Source organism: Sphingomonas sp. (assembly GCF_036731925.1).
In the GTDB taxonomy this organism is placed as follows: Bacteria; Pseudomonadota; Alphaproteobacteria; order Sphingomonadales; family Sphingomonadaceae; genus Sphingomonas.
Window position 1 is genome coordinate 953118 of sequence record NZ_DAINDJ010000001.1, and the last position, 14071, is coordinate 967188.

A 14071-nucleotide genomic window follows, 5' to 3' on the forward strand; every position below is an offset into this window, starting at 1 on the left:
CTCAGGCGGAGTCGCGGATGATCAATTCGGGCAGCATCGCCACCGATCCGACACTCTGCCCAGCGATGCGCGCCAGCAACAGATCAACCAGCAGGTCGGCGCCGTAGCCCACGTCCTGGCGGATGGTCGTGAGCGCCGGTGAGGTGTAGCCGGCGAGCAGGATGTCGTCATAGCCGATCACTGCGACATCCTCCGGAACCCGCAGTCCGCCTTCCGCCAGCGCGCGCATCGCGCTCATGGCGATTACATCGGAGGCGGCGAGGATCCCGTCCGGTGCCTTATTGGCGGCGAGATAAGCAGCCATTTCGCGATAGGCGTCCTCCATCGTCAGATGGATGGGCACCACCGTTTCCGTAACTCCGGACTCCTCGGCGATCGCCGAGTGGAAGCCGGCATATCGGTCGGCGAACTCCGGCGCCTCGGGATTGCCGAGAAAGGCGAGGCGCCGACATCCGCGCCGTAGCAGGTGCTGCGCGGCCAGCTCGCCACCGGTGACATTGTCGGTGCCGACGGTGATCTGGTTCGACCCCAGCCGTGCGGCGCCCCAAACCACCATACGCTGGTAGCTGGTCGCCACCCGCTCGATCACCTCGAGCTGGTCCGACTGGCCGATGAGGATGATGCCGTCGACTCGGCCCGAGGCGATGATGTCGTCCAGCCAACGTGGCCCCTGCGGCACGACGCGCGACAGGAACAGGTCGTATCCACGCTTCGTCAGTGCATCGGCAAGGCCGCCCAGCAACCCCATGAAGAAGGGATCGGACAGCGCCTGATCGACTTCATGCCCCAGCGGCACCACCACCCCGATCACGCCGGTACGCTGCTTGCGCAGCGCACTGGCGGTTTGATTCAGGCGAAAGCCGTGTTCCTGCGCCAGCGCGACAATACGTTCGCGTGTACCCCGCGCAACTCGCGGATGATTGGACAAGGCGCGGGAGGCGGTCGAAACCGACACACCCGCGATCTTCGCCAGCTCGACCAAGCCTACTGACTTCAATTGTCCGGCCCCCCAGATACGATTTTTATTCTGTCAGCGCTGACAGTATCGCGTCTAATCGATTTGGGAAACCTTAACATTGGTCAGCGGCGGCTCCGACCATCCATCGCTGCCATTTTCGATCCTTCCGGCAAGGCGGCGACGGTAACCGGGCGCATCGGGATCGCTGAGCACCAGATCGTACCATCCGCCGGTCGCGCTGAGCGGCACGCGCGTTTCGCCGGCGCCGATCGGACGCAAGGCCGGATGGCGCGGCCACGCCGATACCAGCGACGCGGGCGCCTGCACGATCAGCTGGGGGGCGCCGGTGCGTCGCTGCTGCCACCGCACCATCCCGGCATGGATTGGCCCCTGGCCGGCAAAGTGACGGTGGAAGCCGTTCGGCCCGAGCAGCCACAGGTCGTAGCGCCCCTCGGCGTCGAGTGCCCATTCTGCGTCGATCGTGCCGCCCTGCTTCAGCGTGTAGCGGCGCGGGAGCGCATCTAGTCGCAGCCGGTCATAGACATGCACCACCGCCGGCGCTCCCGGGCATTCGAACCGCAGCGCGATGTGGCGGGAGTCGAGCGCTGCCTCCTGGACGTCCAGGGCATAGGGCAGCGCTCGTGCGCGGCGAATGCCGGGCTCCTGTGCAGGCGCATGACCCGCGGAGACGGGTGCGCTCGGCTCGGGCTGCTTCGGTACGGCGGCGGCGCGGGCCGCGAGCGGGCGCGGGTCGGGCAGCTTGGGCGAAACCGGGCGATTGGGCGTGCGGAAATCGAAGGCGCTGGTGAGGTCTCCGCACACCGCGCGTCGCCAGGCAGAGATGTTGGGCTCCTGCACGCCGAAACGCTTTTCGAGGAAGCGGATCACCGACGTATGGTCGAACACCTGCGAGTTGACCCAGCCGCCGCGGCTCCAGGGGGAGATGACATAGCAGGGGACGCGGGGCCCCAAGCCATAGGGGCGGCCGATCAGTTCGGGGCGTTCGGACTTTTCGTCGGCGACACTGGGAATCTGGTGATAGTCGTTGGCGGTATCGATCTGCGAAATGCCGGCAAAGGCCCCCGGCAGCGCCGGATCGCGCGACGGCGGGCAGGGCGGGGGCACGTGATCGAAGAAGCCGTCATTCTCGTCGAAATTGACGATCAGCACGGTGCGCGCCCAAACCTCCGGATTGGCGGTGAGCGCGTCGATCACCGCGGCGGTGTAGGCCGCGCCCTGCGCCGGGCTGGAGGGGGCGGGGTGTTCGCTGCCCTTGGCGTCGGCGATGATCCACGAGACCTGCGGCAGCTTGTTCGCGAGCACATCGGCGCGAAGCTGGTCCAGGCCGTGCGTGGTCAGCGCCCGCTCGTGCAGCGGCGAACCGGGCTGCGCCTCGCGATAGGCGGCGAACCCGACAAGCGGATTGTCAGTGAAATTGTCCGCCATGTCCTGGTAGATGCGCCAATCCACCCCGGCGGCCTGCAGTCGCTCCGGATAGGTAGTCCAGCGATAAGAGTCAGGGTGGCCGCCCTTGGTCGCCAGCTCGTCGTGCGAGTTGCCGATCGCGGGGCCGCCCATCGTGCCGCTGGGATCGTTGGTCCCGGACCAGAGGAACAGCCGGTTGGTGTTCGTGCCGGTATGGACAGCGCAGTGATAGGCGTCGCAGATCGTGAAGCTCTCGGCCAGCGCGAACTGGAATTCCAGGTCCTCGCGCGCGAAATGGCCCATCGCGCGATCCGTCTTGGCGGCGGCCCAGCGCTGCATCCGGCCCTGGTCCCAGGCAGCCTGCGCGTCCGGCCAGCTATGCGGCGTGCTCGCCACCCGCATCAGCTCGAAATGCTCCTTCGTGGAGAGGTGGAACGGCGCGACGAGGCGGCCGTCCGCGGCTTCCTGTGCCCACACGCTGCGGCCCTCCGGCAGCGGCACCGTCAGCGGATCGCCGAAACCGCGCACACCCTTCAGCGTACCGAAATAATGGTCGAAGCTGCGATTCTCCTGCATCAGGATAACCACATGGGCTACGTCCGCGAGCGTGCCCGTGCGCACATCGGCAGGAATGGCAGCGGCGCGCGCGATCGAGGCGGGCAAGGTGGAGGCCACCGCCGCCTGTGCGCCTGCCGCCAGAAAACGCCGCCTTGTCGTCCCGCTGCCCGTCATTTCCGTCTCAACTCCGTCCCATGCACACCAATATCTGCGAGCGGTTGCAGCAACGGGATGACGGATTGATGACGGTTGTCAGCGCCGAGCCCCGAAAAGATCGTCAAGTGCCCTATCGTGCGTGCCGGTCTCATAGCCATGCGCCGAGCGCCACGCGGCATCGAAGCAGGTGGACGCATAGCGGCGGCCATCGTCGCACAGCAGCGTGACGATCGAACCGGACTGGCCGGCTTCGCGCATCTCCCGGATCAGGGTCGCGCAGGCCCAGATGTTGGTGCCGGTAGAGACGCCGCAGGGGCGGCCGAGCACATCGCTGATGCGAAGCGCAGCGGCGAGGCTTGCCGCATCCGGCACGGTGATCATGCGATCGACCACATCGGGCAGGAACGAGGGTTCGAGCTGCAGCCGGCCGATCCCCTCGACGCAGGAAGGCGCACCGTCGACGGTGGTGATGCTGCGATCGGCATAGTGGCGGTGGAACACCGATGCCGCGGGATCCGCGACGCACAGGCGCGTCTCCATCCGCCGGTAGCGTAGATAACGGCCGATCGTCGCCGAGGTGCCGCCGGTGCCGGCGCCGCAGACGATGTGCGCCGGAACAGGATGCGCTTCCTGCGCCATCTGTTCGAAGATGGACTGGGCGATATTGTTGTTGCCGCGCCAGTCGGTAGCGCGCTCGGCATAGGTGAACTGGTCCATGAAGTGGCCTCCCAGTTCACTGGCGAGGCGCTGTGCCTCTGCCCGAACTGAGCGAGGGTCGGCCACTTCATGGCAGCGACCGCCGTGAAACGCGATCGCCTCGATCTTCTCGGGCGAGGTGCCCTGCGGCAGCACTGCCACGAAGGGTAGGCCGATCATCTTCGCGAAATAGGCTTCCGAGACCGCGGTCGAGCCGCTCGACGCCTCGACGATCGTCGTTTTCGGTCCAATCCAGCCGTTGCACAGCGCGTAGAGGAACAGCGAGCGGCCCAGGCGGTGCTTCAAGCTGCCGGTGGGATGGCTCGACTCGTCCTTCAGATACAGCGTGATGCCTGGTGCGCCCGGCAACTCCACGCGCACGAGATGGGTGTCGGCGGAACGATTGAACTCGGCGTCAATCGTGCGGACGGCGTCGTCCACCCAGGCACGGTCGCAGCGGGTGGCGTGGATCGGGGTGGCATGGGTCATGGCGCGGGGCTTTAGCGGCTCGACCGATCGTCCGTCGACTCTGGATGCGTAGATTGTCCGGCGTTGTCCTGATCCACGCAAGCGCCGACAGCGGCGCACGGGTGTAGCGTACGCTTCGCAACGAGGAGTGCAGCGCATGCCAAGTCCCGAAGATCGAAGCTATTTTCAGCGTCGCGCGCGCGCTGAGCTGGCCATCGCATCGACGTGCGAGGACAATGCCGCGGCGCTCGCGCATTTCCGTCTGGCCGATGAATATGAGCGCAGGCTTCGCGCCATGGCTCTGCCGGCGCTGCGTTCGCCTGCGATGCCGCCGCCCCGACGTTGATCTAGCGGGAGAGGAGCATCTTGCGCGGTGCGGGGAGCGCGGCGCCCGGTCGGACACGCTCCCGGGCATCGCCGTGCGTCGCCGCCGTGATATCCCGCTTGAGACGAACCGTGCCGCCGCGCCATTCCAGCACGCCCTCGCGCCGCATCGCCTGCACCGTCCGGTTCACATGGACGCTGGTCAGTCCAAGGGCATCCGCCAGCATTTCCTGGGTCAACGGCATTGCGAAGCTGTCCGGCCCCGCGCGCCCGGCGAGGAACAGCCGCTCATGAACCTCCAGCATCCAGTCATGGATGCGCTCGAAGGCGCTCATACGGCCGAGCCGAGCCACGTGGCGAAGCAGGTTTACCTCGTCCAGCGCCGCGCTGGCAGCATAGGCTTCGCGCAGACCGTCCCCATCCGCGGCGGGGGCTGTGCAGAGGACAGCATCGCAAAGCGCAGTGATGGTGCTGGAGGCGACGGGCTGAAAGGTGCGGGGTTCCTGGATCACGTCGCCAGGCAGCAGGAAGCTCAGGATTTGGCGCCGACCGTCGCTGAACAGCTGTACGCGTCCGAGCCACCCGTCCAGCACGATCAGGGAGCCCGGCGAACGCTGCCCGCCGAGGATCAGATCGCGCGCTCCACGAATACGCTGCGGGGATTCCGCTGCCAGCCTGAGGGACCGGCGCTCGTCATCGCTTAGCGATGCAAGCGCACCGAGCCGGGTGGAAGCAGATGCGTCCGCCGCCTGGGAGGGAGTGGTCAGCATAACCAGCAGGTAACGCAGGGCGAACGCGCATAGTTCAGCGTAAACCTATTAACTCAGATCAGCCCGCCACGACGCGATCGGGACCTCGATCACGCATCTGACTCCGCCGGGAAGTAGATCGAAGTGAACGTCTCCCCCCGAAAGCGCCGGAAGATTACGTTGGAGGAACGCACAACCCAAGCCGGCACGCACCTGTTCTATGGGGCGCAGAATTGCTACCCCCGTCTCGCGCCAGGTGAGGTCGACGCCCTGCGGGTGGTGGCGCCATTCAAGGTGCAGTGCGTGGCGCCCGCCCGCACCGCCTAGGGCACCGAACTTGATCGCGTTGGTGACAAGCTCGTGCAGCGCGAGGATGAGGAGACGTGCCGGTGAGACGCGCAAGTAGGTGGTCGGGCCTTGAAGGTGGATACCGTCCGCGTCTCCGAACTGGAACGGCCGCAGCACGTCGCGGATCAACAGTTCCAGATCGACTGCGTCGTCGCAGCTGTCGATCGATGCTGCCAGCGCCAGCGCCTCCATGCGGCCCGCATGATGGAACCGAGCATCGTCCTCGCCACCTCCGCCTGGGAGCGCCAACGTGGCGTGATGCAGACGGACCAGATAATGGAGCCGCCACAACATTTCGTCCGCCGACAGGTATGCGCCGCTGTTCTTCGCCCCGGCTCTTCCTAGCCAGATCGGTTCATCATGACGGACAGTGCGAGCAGGTTCCACGCGAAGCTCAGTCACCTGGCATCATTCCTTCCACCAGCAGCTGCGGGATCGCAGTGCGGCAGCGTCCAGGGCGCTGCAACAGCCACACGTCGCGGCACGATCGTGCCTATGCGGCTTGCTGGCGGAAGAAACTACGGCACAAGGGGCAGGCTGGATGCACCCGCTGTCCGGAAACGTGCTAAAATCACTCCGCTGCGGCTTCCAGCGGCACCGTGTCGGGCATGGCTACGTCCATCGCACGGGCGAACCAGGCGCAGGTGCGCTCGAGCCCTTCCGCAAGCGGTACGCGGGGTTCCCAGCCGAGGAGCTCGCGCGCGCGACCAATATCCGGTTTGCGGCGGCGGGGATCATCCGTGGGCAGTGGATGATACTCAATCGCAACATCCTCCCCGATGAACTCCGCGACACGCTCCGCCAGTTCACCAACCGTGATTTCGTGCGGATTACCGAGATTTACGGGTTCCATGCCAGTGATATCGCTATTCATTAGCAGGACTAATCCCCGCACCAGATCGGAGACGTAGCAAAAGCTGCGCGTCTGGCTGCCATCCCCGTACAGCGTCAGCGGCTTGCCCGAGAGTGCCTGCACGATCAGATTGGAAACGACCCGGCCGTCATCGAAGTGCATGTGGGGGCCGTAGGTGTTGAAGATGCGCGCTACGCGCACTTCGGCCCGTCCGGTGCGGCAAAAGTCGTAGGTCAGCGCCTCGGCTGCGCGTTTTCCTTCGTCATAACAGGCGCGCGGGCCCGTGCAGCTGACCCAGCCGCGATATTCCTCGCGCTGCGGATGCATCTCCGGGTCGCCATAGACTTCCGACGTGGACGTCAGCAGGAAACGGGCACCCGCGTCGGCGGCAAGCCGCAACAGGCGGTCCGTGCCAACCACATTGGTTAGCATCGTGTGCTCGGGATCGACCTGATACTGGGGCGGAGAGGCTGCGCAGGCACAGTTGTAGATCTGCTTGAAGCGGTGCGCCCGTTCGAGAATGGAGGCGGGCAGCGCCTCGACGATGTCGCCGCGGACGAACTCGAAGCCTGCGCGCCCTTCCAGCCCGTGCAGGTTGGCAAGGTTCGAGGTCTGCAGATTGTCGAGGCAGACGACCTGCTCGCCGCGATCGAGCAGTTCGGCGCAAAGATGCGATCCGATGAATCCCGCGCCGCCCGCTACCAGGATCAGGGACTTGTCGTGGTCGTTCGTCATGCGGGCATTCCTCTCCTGGCGCGTGCCGCCTGGCCGCGCTCTTGCTTCTTCGAGATGGGCTTCGAGTTCGGCTGCGCGGTGCGCTGCATCGTGACCTTCGAACAACCGCCGCCGAGCAGCGTTGCCGATCGCCTCGGCATCGCGGTTGAGCGCAGTGATGGCGTCCTCCGTCGTATCGGCGAGCAGGATCTCGTCACCGGGGACGAACAGGCTATCGATACCTTCCCAGCGGTCCGACAGGATCGGTGTGCCGCAGGCGGCAGCCTCGAACAGCCGTACCGAGGGCGACCAGCCCGCTGCGATCATGTCTGCGCGCGTTACGTTCAGTGTCATGCGCGACGCGGAATAGAAGCCGGGGTGCTCGGCAGGGGGCAGATGCTCGATCCGCTCCACATTCGCCGGCCAGTCGATATCGTTGGGATATTGCGGCCCAGCGACGGCGAAGCGCTTTTCCGGGCATCGGCGGGCTGGTTCAAGCAACAGCTTCTCGAGCGTCGGCTGGCGATCGGGGCTGTAGGTACCGAGATAGGTGAGGTCCCACCGCTTCGGCACATCGAGCGGCCGGTAGGCATCCGTGTCCACCGAGCAGTAGAGCGCACGAGCGGCAGGGCTGCCCAGCGCGCGCTCGATCCGGCCTAGCGTGGGGCCACCGGTGAAGCTGAGATACACGTCATAGCCGGGAATCAGCGCCGGCGTGAGATACTCGAACTCGCCGCGAGCCAGCTTGGCGAGGGTGACGGGCGTGTCGATGTCGTAAAAGGCGGTGACGCCCTTGGCCGTTCCCTGCACGAACTCGCCCACTGCGACGCCGTCGGGCACATAGGATCCCACGATCACCGCGTCGGCGCCCGCGATAGCTTCCCGCCAGGCGTCGAGATCGGCAAGCGTGCGGTAATATTCGAGCCGGCAGAAGTCGGGATCGACAAGATCGCGATGCGCGCCGGCATACCAGGGTACTTCGCGCTCGAGGAACAGCACGTCATGTCCCCGCGCGGAGAACGCCCGCAGCAGCGCGCGGAAGGTGGTGGCGTGACCGTTGCCCCAGGAGGAGCCAAGACTGAGGCCGAGGACAATCAGCTTCATGCGGCTTTCCTTTCGCGCGGGCGCCGGGACTTGAGGATGGCATCGACCTGCGCGCCGCGAAGGTCGTAGCTGTGCTCGGCAAGCACGCGGGCGCGTGCCGCCTCGCCGATCGCGCGGGCACGATCGGGCGTCAGCATCGCGATGTGCTCGGCAACGTCCTGCCCGTCCCGTGCGACCAGCACCTCGCTGTCGGGCTTCAGGAACATCTCGATTCCTTCCCAAGCGTCCGTAATCAGGCAGGCGGCGGCGCCGGCGGCTTCGAACACGCGAGTGGCCGGGGAAAAGCCGATGGCCGCCATCGAATCCCGGGCTACGTTCAGCACCGCCTGCGGCGTGCAGTTGAAGGCGTTGTGGTCGGCGGTGCCGACATGACCGATTGCACGGACATTCGCCGGCATCGCCTTGTCGTGCCAGCCGTTGCCGCCCAGCAGGAAGCGGCGCTCGGGCGCCAGCGATGCCGCACGGAGGAAGAATTCCTCGATCCGCGCCTCGCGATCCGGAAGGCGATTGGCGAGCAGCGCCAGATCGGCCTGGAAGCGCGGATCGGCGGGAGCGGGGTGATGCGTCTCCGGATCCAGCGCGTTGTACACGGGAATGCATTCGCGGGCGCCCATCGCCGTGTACGCGTCGATCACCGGCGGGCCGCCGCCATAGGTGAGGACCAGATCGATCTCAGGCAGCGTGGCGCGAACCGGGTGCGCGGGATCGCTGCGCATCTCCTCGAGCGTCGCGGCGGCGTCCACATCCCAGAAGATGCGGAGCGCATCGGGACGCGGGGCGGTACGCATCGCCTCGATCAGTTCGCGGTCGAATACGCCGACGCCGCTGGCCTTAACGACGATATCGGCCTTGTGGGCTTCGGCGAGCACGCTGCGCAGGCCGTCGTCCGTGGCAGGATAGACTACCACCTTCGCCCAGGCGGGCGGATCGATATCGCGGTGCTGCTGTCGTTCGAACGCGTCCGGCTCGTAGAAGGTGATGTCATAGCCGCGGGCGGCCAGCGCCTTGAGAATGCCGCGATAATAGGTCGCGGCCCCGTTCCAGTAGGAGGAGAGCAGGCTGGATCCGTAGAATGCGATCTTCATGCAGCGTCCTTGGCAAGATGTGGGCGGGCGAGACCGGCGACGATCGCGAGCAATTCGTCGACGCGGTGCGCGCAGCTGTGGCGGGTGCGGATCGTCTCCAGGCCGTTTGCGACCAGCGAGGCGCGCAGATCGGGATCGTCCCGGAGCGCGGCGAGGTGGCGGGCCATCTCCGCGCCGTCGCGGGCGACGAGATAATCGGTGCCGGGGCGGAACAGCTGTTCCGCGTCCTCCCAGGGGGCGGAGACTAGAGGGATGCCGCAGGCGAGCGCCTCGAACACGCGGATCGTGGGGATGCCCGGCAGGATCGTCGCGTAATAGCGGCGCGGAACATGCACCGTCGCCAGGTGACGGGCGAAGATTTCCGGCGCACGGGCATTCGGCGCCCAGCCATGGTAGCGCGCGCCGTGCCGCGCGAGCATCGCCCTGGCTTCGTCCGGATAGCGCACGCCGTAGATGTCGAGCGGAAGCCCGGCCTCGGCGGCCGGCCGGAACAGGAACTGCTCCAGTTCCTCGGTCCGCTCGCCGTCGCCCCAATTGCCGATCCACACCAGGCCCTCCCGATCGCCCTCGTGCGCGGGAGGCTGGAAGCGGCGCAGGTCGGCGGCCTCGTGCCACACCCACACGCGATTGCCCCAGCCCCAGCCGCGATACACCTCGGCCAGTGTCTCGCCGAACGCGAGCACGCCGTCATAGTCGTTCAGGTCGTAGGCCTGCATCGCCGCCGGTTCGCTGACCGCACGATGGTGCGTGTCGTGGAAAAGCAGGGTGAAGGTGCCGCCCATCGCTCGGGCATGGCCGATGCGGGAAACCAGCTTGGGATCATTCCACTCATGGACGATCACCAGATCGGCGTCCCCGATCATCTCGGCGGGAGTGCACATCGGCGTGTAGGTGCAGGATTGCAGCTCGGGATATGCCTCGCGATACGGCGCCAGCCCCTCCTGGCCATGGTCCGCCAGCAGGTTCGTGAGGCTCCAGGCGCCCTCCGGCTCCCATACCTTCACGTCATGGCCGCGGGCGATCAGTTCGCTGAGCACGCCGCGCAGGAAATGCGCGTTGCCATGGTTCCAGCACGAAGCGAGGGAATGGGTGAAATAGGCGATCTTCATGCCGCGACCTTTCCGGCGGGCGCAGGCTCGGCGAGGAGCTGGCGGTAGAGGGGGAGCATGGCATCGGCCATGCGTACGGGCGTGTAGCGGCGGGCGAGATCGGCGGCGGCGTCGCCCAGCATGCGGCGCAGGGGGAGATCGCCGATCAGTCGTTCGATCGCGGTGCGATAGGCATCGGCATCGCGTGGCGGCACGAACAGCGCGACGTCGCCCCAAAGCTCGCGGAACACCGGAATGTCCGCCAGTACCAGCGCGCAGCCGGCAGCGGCGGCTTCCAGCACGGCGAGGCCGAACGGCTCGAAACAGGCGGCGGAGACGAACACGGGGCGTGCGGCTAGCCGGCGCGCCAGCGCTGCGCTGTCCAGCTGGCCCAGCAGATGAAGGTTTTCCAGCCGCACCGTTTCCCCGTGCGGGCCGGTGGCGGCACCCGCCGCGTGGAACGGCACCGGCAGCCTGGCCGCTACCGTATCGAGCAGTTCGGCGCCCTTCACCGAGTCCCACAGGCGCCCGACCGTGAGCACGCAATCCTGCACCGGCTCGCCTTTTGGCGTCACCAGGGGCGCGCGTCCGTTATGAACCACGGCCGGCAGCGTCGGCAGGCCGTAATAGCCGCGAATGACCTCAGCATAGCCTGCCGAAGGGGCAATGACGCGATCCGCGGCGCGAAGCCCCTGCTCGGTGAGCGCGCGGTGCCAGTGGAACCCTGGATCGAGCGGTACGCCGGGGCGGGCATGCTGCCACCAGGTGGAGACACAGCCATGCGTCACCGCCAGCACCGGAACCCCGGGAGCGGCGGCGGCGGCGAGGGTGGGCATGTTGAGCTGCACCAGGTCGACGCCGTGCAGCCGCGCCAGGCGGCTGACTTCCGCGCCGGCGGCGAGGACGGGGGCGGGGCCGTCGCTAAGCCAGTCGAGCGGGAGCCCGGATTCGATGAACGTAACCCCGGCAGTGGCCTCCGCCTCTGCGCGCTGCGCATCGCTCGGCGGCGGCCCAAGCTGTACCAGCACCGTCTCGACGCCCTGCTCTGCCAACGCGCCGGCAAGGTCGAGGCTGTACTGCCATACGCCGCCGATCGCGTCGGTGGTGAGCAACAGTCGCAACGGTGCCGCCATAGTCACAGCGCGATCGCCGCCACGCGCTCGCGCTGCATCGGCCGGCCGAGCGTGAGACCGCGCTCTTCCCCCAGCCAGCGGGCGAGGGCGGTAACGCCGTCCTGCCACCCGGTGGGCGTGCCGAGCCCCAGCGCAGTGCGGACCTTGCTCGTGTCGGCGACGAAGTAGCGCTGGTCGCCGGCGCGCCAGTCGTCGAAACGGAGATCGAGCGGCCGCCCGGTAATCGCCTCGACATGCGAAAGCAGGGTGCGCAGGCTCACTGCATTGGCAGGCCCGCCGCCGAGGTTGAACGCCTGCCCGGCGACGCGGTCGATGTGCCGCCATGCCGCCAGATAGGCGTCGACCGCATCCGAGACGTCGAGAATGTCGCGCACCTGGTGTCCGTCACCATACAGGGTGATCGGCGCCCCTTCGAGCGCGCGGATCAGGAAGTGCGCGACCCAGCCCTGGTCCTCGGTACCCATCTGGCGCTGGCCATAGATGCAGCTCATCCGCAGCACCGCCGTCGGCAGGCCGTAGCTGCGGGCATAATCGAGCACATATTGGTCGGCCGCACCCTTGGAGCAGCCATAGGGCGTGTGGAAATCCAGCGGCCGCGCCTCGCCGATGCCCGCCGCGTGCACCTTGCGATCAACCGGCTGATATCCGTTCTCGCCCAGCTCGAAATCGAGGTCGGCGAGGTCGCCATAGACCTTGTTGGTCGAGGCGAAGATCACCGGGGGCGGCGTGGCCGCCGTGCGGGCGGCTTCCAGCAGCGCGAACGTCGAGGCGATGTTCACCTCGAAATCGCTGGTCGGGTCGGTAAGGCTCGTGGTCACCGCCACCTGTGCGGCGAAGTGGAACACCGCGCGCGCGGAGCGCACCGCCTCGACCAGCTTGGTCGTCTCGCGAATGTCGGCGATCAGCGGGCGAATGCGGTCGCCATGCCGCGCCTGCAGCCAGGCGAGGTTGCGCTCGACGCCCGGGCGGCGCAGCGCGTCGTAGATCACCACCGTCTCGCCCTGCCGCGCCAGCCGGTCGGCGAGGTTGGAGCCGATGAAGCCGGCGCCGCCGGTGATCAGGATCGGCCGTTCGCCGCCGCCGTTCATGCGACGAGGCCCCGCTTTTCGAGCTCGGCACGCGCCTGCCCGACACGGTCCTCGGCGGTCTGCAGCTGCACCCAGTCGGCGAGTTCGGCGAGACCGGCCTCGAAGTCCTGCCGCGCCTCGAAGCCCAGCTTCTCCCGCGCAAGGCTGGTGTCGCAGAAGCAGTGCCGGATGTCGCCGACGCGTGCCTTGCCGACGATTTCCGGCGCGGCATCATTGCGGCCCATGGCGCGGGCGAGCGCCTCGGCCACCTGCGTGACGGAGCGATCGTCGCCGGAGCCGATGTTGAAGGTCTGCCCTGCGGCCTGGGGCAAGGTGAGGGCTTCGGCGAAGGCGCGGGCGACGTCGCTGACATGCACGAAGTCGCGGCGCTGCTCGCCATCCTCGAAGATCATCGGGCGCTGGCCGTTGAGCAGTCGCGAGGCGAAGATCGCCAGGACGCCGGTATAGGGGTTCGAGAGCGCCTGGCCGGGGCCATAGACGTTGAAGAGGCGCAGGCAGGTCGTCTCGATGCCATAGGGCGCGCCCATGATGTGCGTGGTGCGCTCCTGCACATATTTGTTCAGCGCATAGATCGAGGCGAGGCTGGGGCGCTTCCATTCGGGCGTCGCAACGGGCTCGAGCGGGCGGCCTTGGGAATCGAGGGGATTCCACTGCTGCTGGCCATCGCGCACGATGCCGCGCTCGGCATTCTCCACGAGCGCGCCGTCGGCATCGCGGTACAGGCCCTCGCCATAGATGCTCATCGAGGACGCGGTGACGACGCGCCGCACGGGATTGTCGATAAGCCGCTCGAACAGGACGGCGGTGCCGACGTCGTTGGCCGAGGTGTAGCGTTCGACTTCGTACATCGACTGGCCGACGCCGACTTCGGCGGCGAGGTGGATGACGCTGTCCACGCCTTGCAGCGCACGGGCCACCGCATCGCCGTCGCGCACATCGGCGCGGATCAGTTCCACGTCCTTGTCCAGTGCTTCGGGGCGCTCGCGATTGCCATGGACCTGTTCCAGCATCGAATCGAGCACACGGACCTGGTGCCCCCTGCGAAGAAGCTCAGCCGAAACCTGACACCCGATGAACCCCGCGCCGCCCGTTACGAGCACCTTTTCTGCCATGTCGATGCTTTCCTGCCGTGAAAACTAACCTGGGTAAGTCGTGACAGAATGATGACTTGCTAGGGAAACCATCTGCCTACGAAACAAACAGCTTCTTCTTCATCTTGTTCCCTCCAGCAGTTTCGCAGCGCCAAGTTCTAAATGGCTGAACATGTGAAGCTAACTTGGGTTAGTTGGAACCATTGGGCCGGGGCGTTTGTTACGGAAGCATC

The 14071-nt window shown here is 66.8% G+C and carries 11 protein-coding genes and 1 pseudogene; all 12 read right to left on the minus strand.

All coding sequences use genetic code 11. The annotated features are described in order from the left end of the window. Position 1: 1 nt before the first annotated feature. Positions 2–997, minus strand: a complete 996-nt coding sequence (locus tag V7E00_RS04830; protein ID WP_333571535.1) for a LacI family DNA-binding transcriptional regulator — start codon at positions 995–997, stop codon at positions 2–4. Positions 998–1051: 54 nt separating this feature from the next. Further along, the gene (locus tag V7E00_RS04835) at positions 1052–3115 is read right to left on the minus strand and encodes a phosphocholine-specific phospholipase C (protein WP_333571536.1); all 2064 of its coding nucleotides are present in this window, start codon (positions 3113–3115) and stop codon (positions 1052–1054) included. A 78-nt stretch (positions 3116–3193) separates the two neighbouring features. Continuing rightward, positions 3194–4282 carry a PLP-dependent cysteine synthase family protein gene (locus tag V7E00_RS04840; protein ID WP_333571537.1) on the minus strand — a complete coding sequence of 363 codons (1089 nt, stop codon included), beginning with the start codon at positions 4280–4282 and terminating at the stop codon, positions 3194–3196. A 326-nt stretch (positions 4283–4608) separates the two neighbouring features. Next, positions 4609–5355, minus strand: coding sequence for a Crp/Fnr family transcriptional regulator (locus V7E00_RS04845; RefSeq protein WP_333571538.1), 747 nt, complete (start codon positions 5353–5355; stop codon positions 4609–4611). A 48-nt stretch (positions 5356–5403) separates the two neighbouring features. Next, complete coding sequence (locus V7E00_RS04850) at positions 5404–6084, minus strand: sensor histidine kinase (RefSeq protein WP_333571539.1); 681 nt, start codon at positions 6082–6084, stop codon at positions 5404–5406. 169 nt (positions 6085–6253) lie between these two features. Next, complete coding sequence (locus tag V7E00_RS20065; protein ID WP_443019171.1) at positions 6254–7270, minus strand: UDP-glucuronic acid decarboxylase family protein; 1017 nt, start codon at positions 7268–7270, stop codon at positions 6254–6256. Positions 7271–7342: 72 nt separating this feature from the next. Beyond that, positions 7343–8353: pseudogene (locus V7E00_RS20070) on the minus strand (CgeB family protein); the annotation flags it as partial. After that, entirely contained in the window at positions 8350–9438 is a 1089-nt protein-coding gene (locus V7E00_RS04860; protein ID WP_333571541.1) for a CgeB family protein, read from the minus strand. The pseudogene V7E00_RS20070 and the gene V7E00_RS04860, both read right to left, overlap by 4 nt. Next, positions 9435–10547: a CgeB family protein gene (locus V7E00_RS04865; protein ID WP_333571542.1), complete on the minus strand. Its 1113-nt coding sequence runs from the start codon at positions 10545–10547 to the stop codon at positions 9435–9437. The genes V7E00_RS04860 and V7E00_RS04865 overlap by 4 nt, the downstream gene beginning before the upstream one ends. Continuing rightward, the gene (locus tag V7E00_RS04870) at positions 10544–11647 is read right to left on the minus strand and encodes a glycosyltransferase family 4 protein (RefSeq protein WP_333571543.1); all 1104 of its coding nucleotides are present in this window, start codon (positions 11645–11647) and stop codon (positions 10544–10546) included. The genes V7E00_RS04865 and V7E00_RS04870 overlap by 4 nt, the downstream gene beginning before the upstream one ends. Positions 11648–11661: 14 nt before the next feature. Next, positions 11662–12747 (minus strand): NAD-dependent epimerase/dehydratase family protein, encoded by a 1086-nt coding sequence (locus V7E00_RS04875; protein ID WP_333571544.1) that lies wholly within the window; start codon positions 12745–12747, stop codon positions 11662–11664. Further along, on the minus strand, positions 12744–13859 hold the full coding sequence (locus V7E00_RS04880; protein WP_333571545.1) for an SDR family NAD(P)-dependent oxidoreductase: 1116 nt from the start codon (positions 13857–13859) through the stop codon (positions 12744–12746). Before V7E00_RS04880 ends, V7E00_RS04875 begins: the two co-directional genes overlap by 4 nt. Between the last annotated feature and the right edge of the window lie 212 nt (positions 13860–14071).